Here is a 17,546-nt window from a genome sequence, read left to right as displayed (position 1 = left end):
GTTTCCTATTCCTGGTTGACGGGCGCAATAGCTTTGCCAGCCGCAAACGGCAAGTCCTGCGTCTCCGTGGGGTAAAGCCGCTCCAACGTCGAGCCGATCATTTCGACAGCCAGCCGCGCGCCCTCCCGCCAGAGCGGCAGGTGGCGGCTCGTCGGTCTTATCTGCTTGCGGGCGATGATGAAACATTCCGAGCCGCGAGCTGCCACCTTTTCCAGTGTGGCGATATCCGCAGCGATCCGCCGCTTCAGATCATCATCCACCACATCAGCGATATGGTTCCGCGCCAGAATGCGCGACCAATAGGTAACGGAAAGAAAAATCGCCAGCGTCCGGCGAATTTGTCCCGGCCTGGTGACAATGGACCAGCTCGAGCCGAGCGGGCGCGCGGCAAGCGTAATGTCTCGGTAGCAGGCATCGACCTTCTGCGAGACGACGATAAGCTCGGGCTGGCTTCTCTTCTCCGAAACGGCCGACAGCAGCTCCTTCAAGGCGTCGAACCATTTGGCGATCGCCGTGTCGAGGGCGCCGCGCGTGCGCGTCGGCAGCACGAGGAAGGCTACCAGCGTTCCCGCGACAGCGCCGATGACGGTTTCCTCAAGGCGCAACTTCAGCAGGTCGAAAGTCAGGACACCCATTACGCCATAGACGAGACAAAGAACGATCGAGATGAAGAAAGTCATCGTCGCATAGGAAATCTGCAGGAAAAAGAAGGCAAGGAAGATGCAGATGACCGAAACGGCAATGGCAACCGCCGGATGTCCCGCGAGCAGCGTCGCCAGCACCAGGCCGAAAGCGATGCCGAAAAGCGTGCCGATCGACCGCTGCAGCGCCTTGATGGCGGTGTCGCCGCGCGAATTGGTATTGGTGAAGACGAGGAAGGATGCCAGCACCGCCCAGAACCAGCGCTCGCGGGACAGCGCCAGACCGAGCGTCATGGCAATCGCTGCTGCCAAGGTGATCTGAAGGGCCGAACGCATGAGGGGATTTTTCAGCGAAAAATCGACTGCCGCTGTCGTGCTGGACTCTTCAACCGAGGCAATCTCGGAGAAGTTGGACCGGCGCCCTGAATCGATCGTTTCCATCAATTGCCGGCGGGCGGCTGCAAGCCAGAGAAATGCGCGCGCCGTTTCGGCCTGCGGCTGCCCCTCTTTATCGGCTACAGCCGTCTCCTCATCCGAAAGCACCACCTTGTCATCCTCGATGACGGCATGGACGAGCGCAAAGGAAGGCGGGCTCTGGAAGCTCAGTACGATTGCGCTCTCAGCCGCCAGATGCGCATCGAACAGCCGGATCGCCAGCTCCGCGGCCGGTGCGGACGCACCGTCGAAGACGCCGCCCGGCGGGCGGGGAATGAAGCTTTCCGCCATCAGCACCACTTCCTTCAGCCGCTCCTCCAGCTGGCGCAATTCCTGCCGGTCTGCCTCTTCGATCTTCCCATCCGCGGCAAGGGCAGCAAGCTTGAAGAGAATCTGGTTGATGCGGCCCCGTACGCTTTCCAGCGAGCGCAGCAGGTCGCGCCGCCAATTGTCGGGCAAGAGCACAGCCCTCACCCAATGGCTGACGAGCGCGGAGACAACAGGGCCGATCGCCACGAGCGGCAGCGCCGCAATCTTCGGCTGAAAATAGGAGCCCATGAAATAGGACGTGAAGGCGAACATGCCGATTGCAAAGCCGCGCGGGCCGTAAACGCGGCCGGACGAGGCGAGGAAGATCACTACGAGAAAAATGAAATCCGAGAGAACACGCTGCGACTCGAGCGCCGCCGCGATGCCGACGACAACGACGCTCGCAAGGCAGCCGAGCAATCGGGTAATAAGCTGGCGCGTCGAACCCTTGTCGCGCACCGCGACCCCGCCTTCGATCGACAGCACGATGCCAAGCCCATAGGATGCCGTCGGCAGCGGCACGATGAGCATATGGATTGCAAGCAGGATCGCGAAGGACAGAACGATCGATAGCGTGATGCGTGAGCCCATGCGCAGGCGCGAAAGCGCCGGGTCATTCGCAAGCAGCCAGTCTCGAAACTCAAAGCCGGAAATCACCCTTGCCAATCCTCATGCGCGCCGGAGGTAGCAGTACCGGAGAGCGAGATACCCCAGCTGCAACAAAAATCAAATCACACCTTGGCATTGCTGGCTACCGTACGGGAGAGCATAAGATTGGTTTGAGAGGCCCTGGAATCCTAACGATGTTCCCTTTATGTCCTGTATGCGGAACCATAAAAGATGAAACTGTGCGGAGCGCGGGAAAAGATGCCCAAGGCCTCGAACGCCACATGGCCCGACGTAATTGCTATGGGCCTGCGATATGATCTTTATTGTGATCCGTGCGGCATCCATGACGAACTGAATATGCTGGCTCTGCCGCCGGGCGGGAGTGCTGTCGGGGTGATATTCAAGTGTAATTGGTGCAGCCGATCTGCGGATGTGATTGTGTCGCACCGATCCACTTGGCCGAAGGTGTCCCCGCCCAAGACCAAGTACACGACCTAGCAGATATGACCGCAGCCAAATCTAATAAGGCCTGACTGGGTGGCCGCCTCATTCGCCCTTGGCGATCTGCACCATGGCCTCCTTGAGCGAGATCGGTCCCTGCCCCTCGCCGCCCTGGACCATGATGTCGTCGATAACGGCCCTGCCATTCTCCTCGATCACCTCGAAACGCACTGTCGTAAAGGCATCCTTGTCGGGCGTTCCCTCCATGCAGGTCGCTGCCTTGAATTTCACCGTCACCTCGGTGGCGCCATTCGCCGGCTGGCCGCGGTCGAAGGATAGGTCCTGCAGCGGGCAAGCATCCTGACCGTTGACGATCACATCGTAGTCGAAGGGCGAAATGCCGTCCTCGTCCGCCGCCGGGTTCTGGGCCGCCGCCTTGTATTTGTCGCCGAAATCCTTGCTGTAGAGCCGGCTCAGCATCGCCTCGCCAAAAATGTCTATCCAGTCGCTATTGTCCCCCGCCCAGTTCTTCTGCGTGTCCGTCATGATCTCCTCGACCGGCGCGGTCGCATCGGCCGCAAGCGAAGGGCCCGGCAGAGCGGACAGGGCGGCAGCGAGGCCGGCGAACAGAATGGCGATCTTCTTCATGGAAATGTCCGGGACTCAGGGGCTTGTGGCGGCGAGACTAGCCCTTTTCCGACGCTTGGCAATGGTGGCAAAAACGACAGGTCCCTGCCCGTTCTGCTTTGCGTTCCGGGCGCACAATGCTATAGCGCTCCGGACTCCATCACCCAGCCGGGACAACCGTCCCTTCCAAGCTTACGAGGCAGATACATGAACAAGATCAAGGTCGCCAACCCCGTCGCCGATCTCGACGGCGATGAAATGACGCGCATCATCTGGCAGCTCATCAAGGATAAGCTGATCCATCCGTATCTCGACCTCGATATTGACTATTTCGACCTCTCCGTCGAAAACCGCGACGCCACCAACGACCAGGTGACCGTCGACGCCGCCAACGCCATCAAGAAATACGGCGTCGGCATCAAGTGCGCGACGATCACCCCGGACGAAGCCCGCGTCAAGGAATTCAACCTCAAGGAAATGTGGAAGAGCCCGAACGGCACGATCCGCAACATCCTCGGCGGCGTCATCTTCCGCGAGCCGATCATTTGCAAAAACGTGCCGCGCCTGGTTCCCGGCTGGACGCAGCCGATCGTTGTCGGCCGTCACGCCTTCGGCGACCAGTACCGCGCAACCGATTTCAAATTCCCCGGCAAGGGCAAGCTGACGATCAAGTTCGTCGGCGAAGACGGCACTGTCATCGAGAAGGAAGTCTTCAACGCGCCGGGCGCCGGCGTCGCCATGGCCATGTACAATCTAGACGAATCGATCCGCGAATTCGCCCGCGCCTCGATGATGTACGGCCTGATGCGCAAGTGGCCGGTCTATCTGTCGACCAAGAACACCATCCTCAAGGCCTATGACGGCCGCTTCAAGGACATCTTCGAGGAAGTCTACGAGACCGAATTCAAGGATCAGTTCAAGGAAGCCGGCATTACCTACGAGCATCGCCTGATCGACGACATGGTCGCCTCGGCGCTCAAGTGGTCGGGCGGTTATGTCTGGGCCTGCAAGAACTATGACGGCGACGTCCAGTCCGACACCGTTGCCCAGGGCTTCGGTTCGCTCGGCCTGATGACCTCGGTTCTGCTGACGCCGGATGGCAAGACGGTCGAAGCCGAAGCCGCCCACGGCACTGTTACCCGCCACTACCGTCAGCACCAGAAGGGCCAGGAAACCTCGACGAACTCGATCGCCTCAATCTTCGCCTGGACCCGCGGCCTCGCCCATCGCGCCAAGCTCGATGACAATGCCGAGCTGGCCCGCTTCGCTTCGACGCTCGAAAAGGTCTGCGTCGATACCGTCGAATCCGGCTTCATGACCAAGGACCTGGCGCTCTTGATCGGCCCGGATCAGCCGTGGCTCTCCACCACTGCCTTCCTCGACAAGATCGACCAGAACCTGCAGAAGGCCATGGCGTAAGCCTGTCCTTTCGCGATAGCATTGAAACGGCGGGGATTTCCCCGCCGTTTTTATTTGGGAACGAACCGATGACCGCCATCCTGCGACCGCTTGAACCCTCCGACCGCGCCGCCTGGGAACCCTTATGGGAAGCGTATCAGCGCTTCTACGAAGTGGTCATCCCGCCCGAAACCACGAATCTCACCTGGGCTCGCTTTCACGATCCCGACGAACCGATGCACGCGCTCGGCGCCTTCGGCGAAGACGGCCGGCTGGTCGGCATCGTCCATGCCATCTTTCACCGCTCCTGCTGGCTGCCGCAATGGACCTGCTACCTGCAGGATCTCTATGTCGAAAACAGCCAACGCGGCCTCGGCACCGGTGCCGCTCTGATCGATGCCGTCGCCGATCTGGCGCGCACAAACGGCGCCGGCAGGCTCTACTGGATGACGCACGAAACGAATGCAACGGCCCGGCGGCTCTACGACAAGATCGCCGAACGCTCGGGTTTCATCCAGTACCGCAAGGCTCTCTGAAGATCGGGGGTTGCACAAAGACCGCGCCGCACTATTGATTCCGAGCGACGCAACAGGAGGAGGATGTCATGAGCGAAGAATTGGTATTCTACACAAACCCGATGTCACGCGGCCGCATCGCGCGCTGGATGCTGGAGGAAATCGGTCAGCCCTATCGCACAGAACTCCTGACCTTCGGCGAAACCATGAAGGCACCGGAATATCTGCGGGTCAACCCGATGGGCAAGGTGCCGGCGATCCGCCACGGCGACACCGTCGTCACGGAATGCGCGGCGATCTGCGCCTATCTTGCCGAAACCTTCCCGGAAGAGGGGCTGGCCCCCAAACCGCAGGAGCGCGCCGCCTATTACCGCTGGATGTTCTTTGCCGCCGGTCCGCTGGAATCGGCGGTGACGATGAAGGCTCTCGGCTTCGACATTCCGACGGAGAAGTTGCGCATGGCCGGCTGCGGTGGCTTCGGCGACGTCATGAACACGCTTGAAATGGCCGTTTCCGCCTCGACTTATGTTGCCGGGGAACGCTTCACCGCCGCCGACGTCTATGTCGGCTCGCATATCGGCTGGGGCCTCGGTTTCGGCAGCATCGAAAAACGCCAGGCCTTCGTCGATTATTTCGGCCGCATCAGCCAACGCGAAGCCTATAAGCGCGCCAATGCGCTGGATGACGAGGCCGGCAAGACGATGCAGGCGGCCTGATCGTCGCCGGCGCGGCTCTCACGTGACCGCGCCGGAATGTCACCCATCAGGCGAGCGGCATATGTATATCCGTCATCAACTCGGTCGGCGGCACGTCGCGCGGATTGTTGAGATATTCCTCGAACATGACGCTGTCCTTCAGCTGCCGTCCCGATTTGGGCAGCCAGTCCGCATAAAGCCACTGATAGGCCTTGTGCATGTCGGCATAGGGGCCTTTGTGGCGCAGCACCGCGTAGTCGCCGCCGTCGATCCTGCGCTTCTCGAACGGCGCTTCGGCCGGAACATCGGCAGAGCCGGTGACGCAGGCGATCGAGCGCAGCTTTTCGGCCAGCACAATATCGGGATCGTCGAGATAGACGCCGATCATCCGCATCTCGGGCCTGGCGAGACTGCGCGCGTAAAGCGTGCCGAACAATGTCTCGAAGGCTTTGCCGATCTCCATATAGGAGCCGGTATGGGCGACACCGATCAGATCGGTCGGTGCGATCTCACGTATGGTCACGTCGAACATGGCTTTGGTCTTTCCGTTAGGTGAGGGTTGGAAGGCTGTGTGGCTTCCCTCTTTCCGATAGCGACCTGGCGGCATGCCGTAGACCGACTTGAAAATGCGCGTGAAGGATTGGAGATTGGGATAACCTGATCGCCTTGCAATCTCGCTGACGGCAAGCTCCGTGCCGACGATCGCGCCCGCTGCGCGATGCAGCCGCAGCCGCTTGACGGTGACCGCCAGCGTCTCGCCGTAAATCGCCCGGTAGATCCTGTGCCAGTGATAGCTCGACAGGCAGGCGATCTCGGCAAGACGCGCCATATCCAGCTCCTCGTCGAGGTGGTCGTGAATATAGGCCGAAACCCGTCTCAGACGGCTTTCATAAAGTGCCCATGCCGTTTCGCCATTCATGTGAAACCTCATGCAAATCGATCGGTTGCAGAGAACCATATCCCGATTTGACAAATCCTGCGGACTTGCCCGAGGCGCAACGAAAAAAAAAAAGGCGGAAGCCGAGCCTCCGCCTTTCCAAACTCTGCAATGGGTTCAGCCGATCAGCCGGCGAGTGCTACGGCCACTGCCTCGATCGCTTCATCGGCCTTCGATCCATCGGGGCCGCCGGCCTGGGCCATGTCGGGGCGGCCGCCGCCGCCCTTGCCGCCGAGGGCGGCCGAGGCGACGCGCACCAGATCGACAGCACTGAAACGATCGACGAGATCCGGCGTCACCGCGACGACGGCGCTCGCCTTGCCATCGTCGGACACGCCGATCAGCGTAACGACGCCGGAGCCGATGCTGGTCTTGCCGTCATCGGCAAGCCCCTTGAGGTCCTTGGGATCGACACCCGATATCGACTTGCCGAGGAACTTGACGCCGGCGACTTCGCGCACGGCATCGGCCGAGCCGCCCTGCCCGCCGCCCATGGCGAGTTTGCGCTTGGCGTCGGCCAGTTCCTTTTCCAGCTTGCGGCGCTCGTCCATCAGCGCTTCGACGCGCGACAGAACTTCCGAAGGCTGAACCTTCAGCGAGGCAGCCAGCGTCTTCACGCGATCGTCCTGCTCGGCCAGATATTCGCGCGCCGATTCACCGGTCACCGCTTCGATGCGGCGAACCCCGGCGCCGACAGCACTTTCGCCGAGAACGCGGATCAGGCCGATCTGACCGGTGGCCGACACATGCGTGCCGCCACAAAGCTCGACCGAATAAGGCTTGTTGCTCTTTGCGCCATGAACGCCTGTGCCCATCGAGACGACACGCACTTCATCGCCGTACTTCTCGCCGAAGAGAGCCATCGCGCCTTCCTCGATGGCGTCGTCGACACTCATCAACCGGGTCGTGACAGCCGAATTCTGCAGCACGATCTCGTTGGCCATATCTTCGACGATCTTCAACTCCTCGGCCGACATCGGCTTCGGGTGCGACACGTCGAAACGCAGCCGCTCGGGCGCAACCAGCGAACCCTTCTGCGCGACATGGGTGCCGAGCACCTCGCGCAGCGCCTCATGCAGCAGGTGTGTTGCCGAGTGGTTGGCGCGCAGGCGCGAACGGCGGGCGTGATCGACGGTCAGGACAACCGCATCGCCGGTCTTGAATGCACCTTCGACAACGACGCCGGAATGCACGAAGAGGCCTTCACCCTTCTTCTGCGTGTCCGATATCTCTATTCTGCCGTGGTCGGACGAGATGACGCCGGTATCACCCATCTGACCGCCGGACTCGCCGTAGAACGGCGTCTGGTTGACGACGATCTGCACCTTGTCGCCGGCCTTGACCTCTTCGGCAACGGCGCCCTCCCTGACGATCGCCTGCACGACGCCTTCAGCGGTTTCGGTGTCGTAACCCAGGAATTCGGTTGCCCCGTGCTTTTCTTTAAGCTCGAACCAGATGGTTTCGGTTGCCTTCTCGCCGGAACCGGCCCAGTGCGAACGGGCTTCCGCCTTCTGGCGCTGCATAGCGTCGGTGAAACCGGAGATATCGACGCCGATCTCACGGGCGCGCAAAGCATCCTGCGTCAGGTCGAGCGGGAAGCCGTAGGTGTCGTAGAGCTTGAAGGCGGTCTCGCCATCCAGCATGTCGCCCTTACCGAGATCTGTGGTCGCATCCGACAGCAGCGACAGGCCACGCTCCAGCGTCTTGCGGAAGCGGCCTTCTTCGAGTTTCAGCGTCTCCGAGATCAGCGCTTCGGCGCGCACGAGTTCCGGATAGGCGCGGCCCATCTCCTGCACCAGCGTCGGCAGCAGCTTGTACATCAGCGGCTCCTTGGCGCCGAGAAGCTGGGCGTGTCGCATGGCGCGGCGCATGATACGGCGCAGCACATAGCCGCGGCCTTCATTCGACGGCAGCACCCCATCGGCGATCAGGAAGGCCGAGGAGCGCAAATGGTCGGCGATGACGCGGTGGCTGGCGCTGCCCTTAGCCTTGGCGCCCATCGTCTCTTCGATGGCGCCGATCAGCGTGCGGAACAGGTCCGTGTCGAAGACGCTCTGAACGCCTTGCAGAATGCAGGCCATGCGCTCCAGACCCATGCCGGTATCGATCGACGGACGCGGCAGCGGGTTGCGAACGCCGGGCTCCGTCTGCTCGAACTGCATGAAAACCAGATTCCAGAATTCCAGGAACCGGTCGCCATCTTCCTCAGGCGAACCGGGTGGGCCGCCCCAGACGTTCTCGCCCTGGTCGATGAAGATTTCAGAGCATGGGCCGCAGGGGCCGGTATCGCCCATCTGCCAGAAATTGTCGGAGGTCGGGATGCGAATGATCTTGTCGTCGGAGAAGCCGGCGATCTTCTTCCACAGCGTCGCAGCTTCCTCATCTTCGGAATAGACGGTGACCAGCAGGCGATGTTTCGGCAGGTCGAACCCTTCGGTGACGAGCTTCCAGGCAAGCTCGATCGCATTCTCCTTGAAATAGTCGCCAAACGAGAAATTGCCGAGCATTTCGAAGAAGGTCAGGTGGCGGGCGGTATAGCCGACATTGTCTAGGTCGTTATGCTTGCCGCCGGCGCGCACACATTTCTGCGAAGTCGTCGCCGTCGAATACGGACGTTTCTCCAGGCCGGTGAAGACGTTCTTGAACTGCACCATGCCGGCATTGGTGAACATCAGCGTCGGGTCGTTGCGCGGCACAAGCGGGCTCGACGAGACGATCTCATGACCGTTCTTCTTGAAATAGTCGAGGAATGTCGACCGGATATCGTTCACACCGCTCATGCTATGCCCTTCAATGCTGCCGGAGGCAGGTAAATCTAAATCCATCGGCTTTTAACGTTCGCCTCCGCCACTGTCCAGCAGACAAACAAAACCGGCCGCATTCTGATCAGGGAACGCAGCCGGCTTGGATTTTCAGAGGGACTGACAGAAAACCGATCGCGAAATCACATTTCCGCGGCAGCATCACCGTCATCGGGGTCCGGTCCGCCGTTCTGCAGGAAGCGGTCGGCGATCAGGCCGGCATTCTGGCGCAGCGACAGTTCGATCTCGCGGGCAAGATCCGGATTGTCGCGCAGGAAGGTCTTGGCGTTTTCGCGGCCTTGGCCGAGACGCTGGCTGTTATAGGAGAACCAGGCACCGGATTTCTCGACGATGCCGGCCTTGACGCCGAGATCGACCAGTTCGCCGGTCTTGGAAACGCCCTCGCCATACATGATGTCGAATTCGACCTGCTTGAAGGGCGGCGCCATCTTGTTCTTGACGACCTTGACGCGAGTCTGGTTGCCGATCACCTCTTCGCGCTCCTTGACCGCGCCGATGCGGCGGATGTCGAGGCGCACGGAGGCATAGAACTTCAGCGCATTGCCGCCGGTCGTTGTCTCAGGCGAACCGAACATGACGCCGATCTTCATGCGGATCTGGTTGATGAAGATCACCATGGTGTTCGACTTGGAGATCGAAGCCGTGAGCTTGCGCAGCGCCTGGCTCATCAGGCGCGCCTGCAGACCGGGCAGGCTGTCGCCCATCTCGCCTTCGATTTCGGCGCGCGGCGTCAGTGCGGCGACCGAGTCGACGACGAGAACATCGACGGCCCCGGAGCGCACCAGCGTATCGGTGATTTCCAGCGCCTGCTCGCCGGTATCGGGCTGCGAGATCAGAAGGTTCTGCAGATCGACGCCAAGCTTGCGGGCATAGACCGGATCGAGCGCATGTTCGGCATCGACGAAGGCGCAGATGCCGCCCTTCTTCTGCGCTTCGGCAATGGTCTGCAGCGCAAGCGTCGTCTTACCCGAGCTTTCCGGCCCGTAAATTTCGATGATTCGGCCCCTCGGCAGACCACCGACTCCAAGTGCGATATCGAGGCCAAGCGAGCCGGTCGAAATCGTCTCGATCTCAACAACATTCTCGTTGGAGCCGAGTTTCATGATCGAGCCCTTGCCGAACGACCGCTCTATCTGTGAGAGTGCCGCTTCAAGCGCTTTGCTTTTGTCCACCGATTTGTCCTCTACCAGCCGCAATGAATTCTGAGACATCCGATCCACCTTTAGGTTATTGAAGCCGCCCAAGCAATGTCGAGTTTGTACCCTATTTGTTCTACTCTCGCAATAGGCGATCAAACAATTGAAAGAAAAAGGTAAAACGGCCCGTGTTCTATTTTTGTTTTATCGATGCAAAGCAACGGCTTAGACCTGCAATGCCGATATCCGCGCAAGAGAACCCATCGCATCGATTCGCGTTTCGGGCATCGAGAGAGCGGCTGCAATGAGCGGAAAGATTCTCGTTCTCGGCGGTGCCCATATCGATAGACGCGGCCGCATCTCCGGCGAGACGACGCCTGGCGCTAGCAATCCCGGCACCTGGTTCGAGGAGCCAGGCGGCGGCGGCTTCAATGCGGCGCGCAATCTCGCAAGGCTTGGATTTCAAGTGACGATGATCTCGCCGCGCGGCGGCGATCCGATGGGCGAGATGGTCGGCGAAGCCGCTGATTTCGCCGGCATCGACGATCGACCTTTCGTCTTCCTCGACCGCAAGACCCCGAGCTATACGGCGATCATCGAGAAGGACGGCAATCTGGTGATCGCCCTTGCCGACATGGATCTTTACCGCTTCTTCGTGCCGCGGCGTCTCTCCATCCGCTGGGTACGGGAGGCTTTCGCCACCCATGACCTCATTCTTTTCGACGCCAACCTGCCGGAAGAAACGATCGCGGCGATCGTTGCCAAGGCGCATTCCCTGGCGAAGCCGGTCGCGGCGATTGCCATCTCGCCGGCCAAGGTCGTCAGACTGAAACCGTGTATAGGGGATATCGACTACCTGTTCCTGAATGAGGCCGAGGCGGCCGCCCTTGCCGGTGAACAGCCCGAAGACGCTGCCGGCTGGCCACCGCTTCTGAACGAAATCGGCATCAGGAACGCCGTCATTACCCGCGGCCGCCGCGAGCTCGTAGCGCTTTGCGAGGGCCGCGCCGTGACGCTGCAGCCGCCGGTCGCCGACACGGTCGCCGATGTCACCGGTGCCGGCGATTCTCTTGCGGCCGGCACACTCAGCGCCTTGATGGCCGGCCTGCCGCTGGAGGAGGCGGTTCGCCACGGCACCGCCGCCGCCACGCTCACCGTGCAGTCGCGGCACGCCGTCAACGAAAATCTGACGCCGGATCTCTTGAATGCGGCGCTTGCCCTTGTTCCCAAGGTCAGAATTCTGCATTGAAGCGGCTAAATTGAAGTTCAACATGATGTCGTCCGAAAACCGCTGAGACTTTCGGCATCATGCTCTATCGACGACAGGATAAGATCATGACCAAGCCCCTTTCCCCTCTTCTGCCGATCGCCTATTCGAAGGAGGTCGCCAGCGCCAAGCAGCGTGGCGCGCCGCTGGTGGCGCTGGAATCGACCATTATCACCCATGGCATGCCCTATCCCGGCAATATCGAGATGGCCCGCAGCGTCGAGACGATCATTCGCGAACAGGGCGCGGTGCCGGCAACCATCGCCGTCATTCACGGCACGCTGCATATCGGCCTTGAAGCCGGCGAACTGGAGCAGCTTGCCAAGGCGACCGACGTGATGAAGGTGTCGCGCGCCGATCTCGCCTTTGCGATCGCCGAGCGCCGCACCGGCGCCACCACGGTCGCGGCGACGATGATCGCCGCCGCCCGCGCCGGCATCCGCGTTTTTGCCACAGGCGGCATCGGCGGCGTTCACCGCGGCGCCGAGGAAAGCTTCGACATATCCGCCGATCTCGAGGAACTGGCCCGCACCGGCGTCATCGTCGTCTGCGCCGGCGCCAAGGCGATCCTCGACATTCCGAAGACGCTGGAAGTGCTGGAAACCCGTGGCGTTCCCGTCGTCACCTATGAGAGCGAAGAATTCCCCGCCTTCTGGTCGCGCTCCTCCGGCATACCAAGCCCGCTGTCGCTGAACAGCCCGGCGGCAATCGCCAATTTCCAGACGGTGCGCGAACAGCTCGGCATCGACGGTGGCATGCTCGTCGCTAACCCGGTACCCGAGGCCGACGAGATCGCGCGCGAGGAGATGGAGATCTATATCGAACGGGCGCTTGATAGCGCCGAACGCGACGAAATCACCGGCAAGGCGGTGACGCCCTATCTGCTCTCGACCATTTTCGACCTGACGGACGGCCAGAGCCTGAAGACGAATATTGCGCTGGTGGAGAATAATGCGAGACTTGCGGCGGAGATTGCCGTGGCGCTCGGCGAGTGATTTTTGATGGGGCGGGCTGGTCCCGCCCCATGAACGGGAGATGGGTCACGCGCTTCGAGATGATGTCGGCAAAAAGCGTACAACGAAGGACCTCGCCAAAGCATCCAGCAGGTTGGTATCGCGCTTATCGAGGATCAAGTCGTGGGGGTCATCGGGATTAACAAATACGGAAACAAGAGATCCCGGCTCGAACCCAGCGCGGCGCATTTGGCGCGTATTGATTTCCGTCTTGTGATAGGACACGCCGTCGACAGAAAATTCGGCATCCACGAATAAACTATCGACATCGACGATGGTGCCTGTGTAGCAGGCCGTGATTTGCGCTATTGCAGGTCGCCAACGATATGACAGATATATCTGCCGGACCCGAAGTCCGAACAGGATCAACGGGAAGGCAATGATAGAAGCTACCCATAGTGCTTCATACATGGACGGCCCCTCAGTTTCCTTTTGCCGGATCGCAGAGACCATATTACGCGGTCATGGTCCTGCCAAGCGTAAGCACTCTCCTTTTGGGGAGATGATTTGCGGCCATAAGGGGACCACACACGTAGCCCTCTCCAGCCAGCAAATCACCGGGCGTCAGCTATCCAGCGTCTCCTTCACCACCACCGCCAGCTGCTTCAGCGAGAACGGCTTCGGCAAAAATCCGAATTTCGACTCCGGCGGCAGGTTGCGGGCGAAGGCGTCTTCGGCATAGCCGGAGACGAAGATGAATTTCATATCGGGATAGGTCTTGCGCAGCTCGCGCAGCAGCGTCGGGCCGTCCATCTCCGGCATGACCACGTCGGAAACGACGATGTCCACCTTGCCGTCGAGCTCTTCCATGATGCTGAGCGCCTCGACGCCGGAGCCTGCCTCGTGCACGGTATAACCGCGCGTTTCCAGCATGCGCTTGCCGCCGCGGCGCACCGCCTCCTCGTCTTCGACGAGAAGGATGACCGCCGATCCCGTCAGGTCTTCCGGCTGCTGCGCCGTTGGCGCCTCCGGCCGCATGCCGATCTCGGCGACGGCGCTGTCGATCGCACCGGCTTCGGCGGCAACCGCCGGCTCCGGAATATGGCGCGGCAGGAAGACCCGGAAGGTCGTGCCCTTGCCAACTTCGGATTCCGGCTGGATGTAACCACCCGATTGCTTGACGATGCCGTAGACCATGGCAAGGCCAAGTCCCGTGCCCTTGCCGACATCCTTGGTGGTGAAGAAGGGCTCGAAGATCTTGTCCATGATCTCAGGCGCGATACCGGTGCCATTATCGGCGACTTCGACCAGCACCATGTCTTCGGCCGGCATGTAGGAATAGTTGAAGGCGGAGACCTCAGTGGCGGTCAGGTTTCGGGTGCGCAGCGTCAGCGTGCCACCCTCGGGCATCGCATCGCGCGCATTGACGCAGAGATTGATCAGCACCTGTTCGAATTGCGAAAGATCGGTTTTGACGGGCCAGAGGTCGCGGCCATATTGCACGTCGAGCTTGACGTTGGTGCCGGAGAGCAGCCGGTCGACCAGCATGCGCAGGTCGCCGACGACATCGGTGAGGTTGAGCACCGAGGGCCGCATCGTCTGCTTGCGCGAGAAAGCGAGCAACTGGCGCACCAGCACCGCGGCGCGGTTGGCGTTGCGCTTGATTTCCATCAGGTCGGCAAAGCTCGCATCGGCCGGCCGCGCCTGCAGCAGCAGATGGTCGGAAGAAAGCAGGATCGCCGTCAGCACATTGTTGAAATCATGCGCGATGCCGCCAGCGAGCGTGCCGACGGCATTCATCTTCTGCGTCTGCGCCATCTGCGCTTCCAGCGCCTTCTGCTCGGTCACCTCGACGGCATAGACGATCGCCGCCTCCTCGGGCGCCTCGTCGCTCTGGTCGATGACGGCGTTGACGTAGAAACGGAAATAGCGCGCCTCGTCGGTCGGCGTGCGGGTATCGAGGGGCGCAATGTCGCCCTGCCGGTCCTTGGCCGCCGCCAGTGCCTCGGCAAGCTGCGGCCGGTCGCTTTCCTGCACGATGGTTTCGAGATGCGGCGCCTTTTCGAGGTCATCGCGCGAGACGACGCCGGAGAACAGCTTCAGGAACGGCGCGTTGGTCCGCAGGATGCGCCCTTCACCATCCACCGAGGCAATTGCCATCGGCGTGTTGTTGAAGAAGCGGGTGAAACGCATGGCGGCGGCTGAAGCGGACTGGCCGCCGGCCTCGCTCTTTTCACGCCCCAGCACGATCGTCCGGCTTTCGCCAGGCGCCCCGTCGCGCATCGAGGTGACGCTGTGGATGATCTGCACCGGTAGGCTCTGGCCATTGGTCTTGCGCAGGTCAAGATCGAGCGTCACCGTCTTCTTCAGGCCCGGTTCGGCCTGCACCGACTGGATCAGCGCCAGCCCCTCGCCCGCCACCACGTCGCCGATCGTCATCGAGCCCGGCACGAATTTGGTGAGATCGAGGCCCAGCCACTCGGCAAGCGTTGCGTTGAGATAGAAAATCTCGCCCTTCCTGCCGGCTGAGAAGAAACCGGCCGGCGCATGATCGAGATAGTCGATCGCGTTCTGCAATTCCTTGAAGAAGCGCTCCTGGTCGTCGCGCTCGGTGGTGATATCGGTGATCTGCCAGATCTGCAGCGGCTTGCCGCCGTTTTCCTCCGGCTGCAGCAGCCGCGCCTTCAGCCGATACCAATGGGCGCCGGAGCTGTTGCTGCCGGGGCCGACGGCGCGCAGCAGGCGGAATTCCTCCCGGCCTTCCTTGCCCTCACGCAGACCGTTGACCAGCCTGTAGAGCGCCTCGTTCGATTCGCGGTGGCGCGACAGCAGGGTTTCCAGCGTCTGCACCTCGGTCGCCTTGCGCGCGCCGGTCAGCGCGCCATAGGCGGCATTGGCATAGATGATCCGGCCCTTTTCGTCGGTGATCAGCGTGCCGTCCGGATGGCTGTTGAGGAAGGCGCGCGCCAGGCTGTCGGACTGGCGCTGCGGCATCACCTCGATGAAGCCGATGACCGAGGATACCAGGAAGAAGATGCCGACCATGGCAAGCACGCCAAGACCGCCGAGCACGATCTCATTGTCGAGCGATCTCTTGAAGACGACGAAGCCGCCGGCGGCTGCGATCAGCACGAGAGCCAGCAGAAGAATGCGCAAAACCGTGCCAGAACGCCCCCCACGATCCACAAGCGGTGCGTTATAATCGTCGGCCTGACGCGGTTTCGTCATGTATTCCTCACATAAGCCCTCCAGCTTCGTAGCACGAACACGAAGCGGGAATCAGGCACTCTTTCCTTCTTAGCAATTTGCCGCGTCGGCAAAAACACCGGCGGCCGGCAAGACTGCTTGAATTCACAGGCAACAGCGCCATCTGCCCCTGAACCCTGTCGCGGCCACCCTGCGTACGATCGCCGAGCACCCAAGCATTGAACACGAAATCGCGTTCTCCCGTGACTGGACAGCACCCGCGGCCCTTGCCTAAGGAACGGAAAAGTCGTCAATATGTGCCGAATATGAAATGGAGTAAGTGATTATGTTGGATGATGTTGTCGGAGCTTATGGCAGCCGTTTTCTGCTTGCCGCCGGTGGCGTCGGTCTGGCGCTTCTCCTGCTCATCCTCGTGCTCTGGGTGATCCGCAGCCGGGCGCCCTCGCCCTTCGTGCGCGGCGGCCGCAACCGCCAGCCGCGTCTGCAGGTTCTGGATGCCGCCGCTGTCGATGCCCGTCGCCGGCTGGTGCTGGTGCGCCGCGACGACGTCGAGCATCTGATCATGATCGGCGGCCCGAGCGATATCGTCATCGAAAGCCGTATCCTGCCCGCTGCGGCCGAACAGCCGGAAACCGCCGACCGTCCGCAACCGGTCGAACAGCGCCCGGTATCACCCCTGGCGCGCCCGGAAACGCCACCGGTTTCTCCGCCCCGCGCCGCAGTTGCAGCTCCGGTCGCACCGCCCGTCACCGCCCGCGTCGAGCCGGCCGCCGAGCCTTCCTTCTCCGCACCGGTTTTGCCGGAGCCGCGCCCGCGCCCCGAACCGCAAGCCCAGCCTGCCGTGGCGCCGCCTGTGGCAACGAGCCCTCTTCCGGCAAACCCGGTGACAGCGCCGCTGTCGGCCGAACGCGACATTCCTCCGCCTGCCCCGCCCCAGCCGCGCCCGCCGGAGCGCCCCGTTGCTCCCCCGGTCGCGCCCGCAGCGTTCCACGATACCGCAAGTGCGGCCGAAATCCTCGATGCCGCCCGCCAGCGCGTGCTGCCGCAGCAGCGCATCGAACCCGAGAGCTCCGCCGCGCCGGTCCACGACATGCCGGCCGCCGCCCGCGCCGCGCCGGTCACAGCCGATGACGATGCGGCTGCGCAATCGGCAGCGGCGACCCGCCATGATTTCCAGCGCGTGCTGGAAGAGGAGATGTCAAACAATCTGACGGCCGAACGCATCGTGCCGGCGCCCGCAAACCAGGCCCCGCGCCAAGCCATACCGCAGCCGCAGCCGGGCAACCTGCCGCGCCGCGATCCCGACCTCGCCCCGATCACCGGCGCCGATACCGAACTGCAGAAGGAAGTCGCCCGCATCTTCGGCGAAATGAGCGTCAATCGCGACAAATAAGGGCAAAGACGCCCGCCTCACGCCGGGTTGCCGCGCCTTCTCCTTCACCATGAAGTTGCACAAAAGCCGCATACCGCGGCTTTTTCAGTGTCCGAATGTCTCGGGCCTCCCCATCATGCCGATCATTTGCTATCGATCGGGGTGAAGAGCGTTGGCGCATC

13 protein-coding genes are annotated in these 17,546 nt (G+C 61.7%); 6 read left to right on the top strand and 7 right to left on the bottom strand.

All coding sequences use genetic code 11. The annotated features are described in order from the left end of the window. Window positions 1-5 precede the first annotated feature (5 nt). Entirely contained in the window at window positions 6-2,042 is a 2,037-nt protein-coding gene (locus ACS4RS_RS17580) for an FUSC family protein (protein ID WP_439009944.1), read from the bottom strand. 498 nt (window positions 2,043-2,540) lie between these two features. Further along, on the bottom strand, window positions 2,541-3,083 hold the full coding sequence (locus ACS4RS_RS17575; RefSeq protein WP_439009945.1) for a hypothetical protein: 543 nt from the start codon (window positions 3,081-3,083) through the stop codon (window positions 2,541-2,543). A 186-nt stretch (window positions 3,084-3,269) separates the two neighbouring features. Between ACS4RS_RS17575 and ACS4RS_RS17570 the strand changes: the two genes are divergently transcribed. The 3 genes from ACS4RS_RS17570 to ACS4RS_RS17560 all read left to right on the top strand — a co-directional run bounded on the left by ACS4RS_RS17570 (window position 3,270) and on the right by ACS4RS_RS17560 (window position 5,691). Then, entirely contained in the window at window positions 3,270-4,481 is a 1,212-nt protein-coding gene (locus ACS4RS_RS17570; protein ID WP_003586206.1) for an NADP-dependent isocitrate dehydrogenase, read from the top strand. A 68-nt stretch (window positions 4,482-4,549) separates the two neighbouring features. Continuing rightward, on the top strand, window positions 4,550-4,996 hold the full coding sequence (locus ACS4RS_RS17565) for an N-acetyltransferase family protein (RefSeq protein ID WP_449313759.1): 447 nt from the start codon (window positions 4,550-4,552) through the stop codon (window positions 4,994-4,996). Between the two features lie 68 nt (window positions 4,997-5,064). Beyond that, window positions 5,065-5,691 carry a glutathione S-transferase N-terminal domain-containing protein gene (locus ACS4RS_RS17560; protein WP_439009946.1) on the top strand — a complete coding sequence of 209 codons (627 nt, stop codon included), beginning with the start codon at window positions 5,065-5,067 and terminating at the stop codon, window positions 5,689-5,691. A gap of 46 nt (window positions 5,692-5,737) precedes the next feature. On the opposite strand, the gene ACS4RS_RS17555 is transcribed toward ACS4RS_RS17560, so the two are convergent. From ACS4RS_RS17555 to recA, 3 genes are all read right to left on the bottom strand, one after another. Then, window positions 5,738-6,589, bottom strand: coding sequence for a GyrI-like domain-containing protein (locus ACS4RS_RS17555; RefSeq protein ID WP_439009947.1), 852 nt, complete (start codon window positions 6,587-6,589; stop codon window positions 5,738-5,740). A 143-nt stretch (window positions 6,590-6,732) separates the two neighbouring features. Then, a complete protein-coding gene (gene alaS, locus ACS4RS_RS17550) occupies window positions 6,733-9,387 on the bottom strand; it encodes an alanine--tRNA ligase (RefSeq protein WP_439009948.1) in 2,655 nt (884 codons plus the stop codon). A gap of 164 nt (window positions 9,388-9,551) precedes the next feature. Continuing rightward, complete coding sequence (recA, locus tag ACS4RS_RS17545; protein ID WP_003586201.1) at window positions 9,552-10,640, bottom strand: recombinase RecA; 1,089 nt, start codon at window positions 10,638-10,640, stop codon at window positions 9,552-9,554. A gap of 229 nt (window positions 10,641-10,869) precedes the next feature. Here recA and ACS4RS_RS17540 point away from each other — a divergent pair, with 229 nt between their 5' ends. Both ACS4RS_RS17540 and ACS4RS_RS17535 read left to right on the top strand, forming a co-directional pair. Continuing rightward, entirely contained in the window at window positions 10,870-11,814 is a 945-nt protein-coding gene (locus ACS4RS_RS17540; protein WP_439009949.1) for a PfkB family carbohydrate kinase, read from the top strand. 86 nt (window positions 11,815-11,900) lie between these two features. Further along, window positions 11,901-12,827 (top strand): pseudouridine-5'-phosphate glycosidase, encoded by a 927-nt coding sequence (locus ACS4RS_RS17535; RefSeq protein WP_439009950.1) that lies wholly within the window; start codon window positions 11,901-11,903, stop codon window positions 12,825-12,827. Between the two features lie 45 nt (window positions 12,828-12,872). On the opposite strand, the gene ACS4RS_RS17530 is transcribed toward ACS4RS_RS17535, so the two are convergent. Next, window positions 12,873-13,256 (bottom strand): DUF3592 domain-containing protein, encoded by a 384-nt coding sequence (locus ACS4RS_RS17530; protein ID WP_439009951.1) that lies wholly within the window; start codon window positions 13,254-13,256, stop codon window positions 12,873-12,875. A 153-nt stretch (window positions 13,257-13,409) separates the two neighbouring features. After that, entirely contained in the window at window positions 13,410-16,013 is a 2,604-nt protein-coding gene (gene cckA / locus ACS4RS_RS17525) for a cell cycle histidine kinase CckA (protein WP_439009952.1), read from the bottom strand. 304 nt (window positions 16,014-16,317) lie between these two features. On the opposite strand from cckA, the gene ACS4RS_RS17520 reads away from it, so the two are divergent. Then, entirely contained in the window at window positions 16,318-17,385 is a 1,068-nt protein-coding gene (locus tag ACS4RS_RS17520; RefSeq protein ID WP_449313758.1) for a flagellar biosynthetic protein FliO, read from the top strand. The last annotated feature ends 161 nt before the right edge of the window (window positions 17,386-17,546 follow it).

It is taken from the genome of Rhizobium sp. F40D2 (assembly GCF_051810745.2).
Taxonomy (GTDB): Bacteria; Pseudomonadota; Alphaproteobacteria; order Rhizobiales; family Rhizobiaceae; genus Rhizobium.
This window is presented reverse-complemented; position numbering and strand designations above follow the sequence as displayed.

What these genes read in the sequence shown, in the direction of transcription:
- ACS4RS_RS17575 (WP_439009945.1), bottom strand. Translation starts at nt 3,083, where the DNA reads ATGAAGAAGATCGCCATTCTGTTCGCCGGCCTCGCTGCCGCCCTGTCC.
- ACS4RS_RS17570 (WP_003586206.1), top strand. Translation starts at nt 3,270, where the DNA reads ATGAACAAGATCAAGGTCGCCAACCCCGTCGCCGATCTCGACGGCGAT.
- ACS4RS_RS17565 (WP_449313759.1), top strand. Translation starts at nt 4,550, where the DNA reads ATGACCGCCATCCTGCGACCGCTTGAACCCTCCGACCGCGCCGCCTGG.
- ACS4RS_RS17560 (WP_439009946.1), top strand. Translation starts at nt 5,065, where the DNA reads ATGAGCGAAGAATTGGTATTCTACACAAACCCGATGTCACGCGGCCGC.
- ACS4RS_RS17555 (WP_439009947.1), bottom strand. Translation starts at nt 6,589, where the DNA reads ATGAATGGCGAAACGGCATGGGCACTTTATGAAAGCCGTCTGAGACGG.
- alaS (WP_439009948.1), bottom strand. Translation starts at nt 9,387, where the DNA reads ATGAGCGGTGTGAACGATATCCGGTCGACATTCCTCGACTATTTCAAG.
- recA (WP_003586201.1), bottom strand. Translation starts at nt 10,640, where the DNA reads ATGTCTCAGAATTCATTGCGGCTGGTAGAGGACAAATCGGTGGACAAA.
- ACS4RS_RS17540 (WP_439009949.1), top strand. Translation starts at nt 10,870, where the DNA reads ATGAGCGGAAAGATTCTCGTTCTCGGCGGTGCCCATATCGATAGACGC.
- ACS4RS_RS17535 (WP_439009950.1), top strand. Translation starts at nt 11,901, where the DNA reads ATGACCAAGCCCCTTTCCCCTCTTCTGCCGATCGCCTATTCGAAGGAG.
- ACS4RS_RS17530 (WP_439009951.1), bottom strand. Translation starts at nt 13,256, where the DNA reads ATGTATGAAGCACTATGGGTAGCTTCTATCATTGCCTTCCCGTTGATC.
- cckA (WP_439009952.1), bottom strand. Translation starts at nt 16,013, where the DNA reads ATGACGAAACCGCGTCAGGCCGACGATTATAACGCACCGCTTGTGGAT.
- ACS4RS_RS17520 (WP_449313758.1), top strand. Translation starts at nt 16,318, where the DNA reads ATGTTGGATGATGTTGTCGGAGCTTATGGCAGCCGTTTTCTGCTTGCC.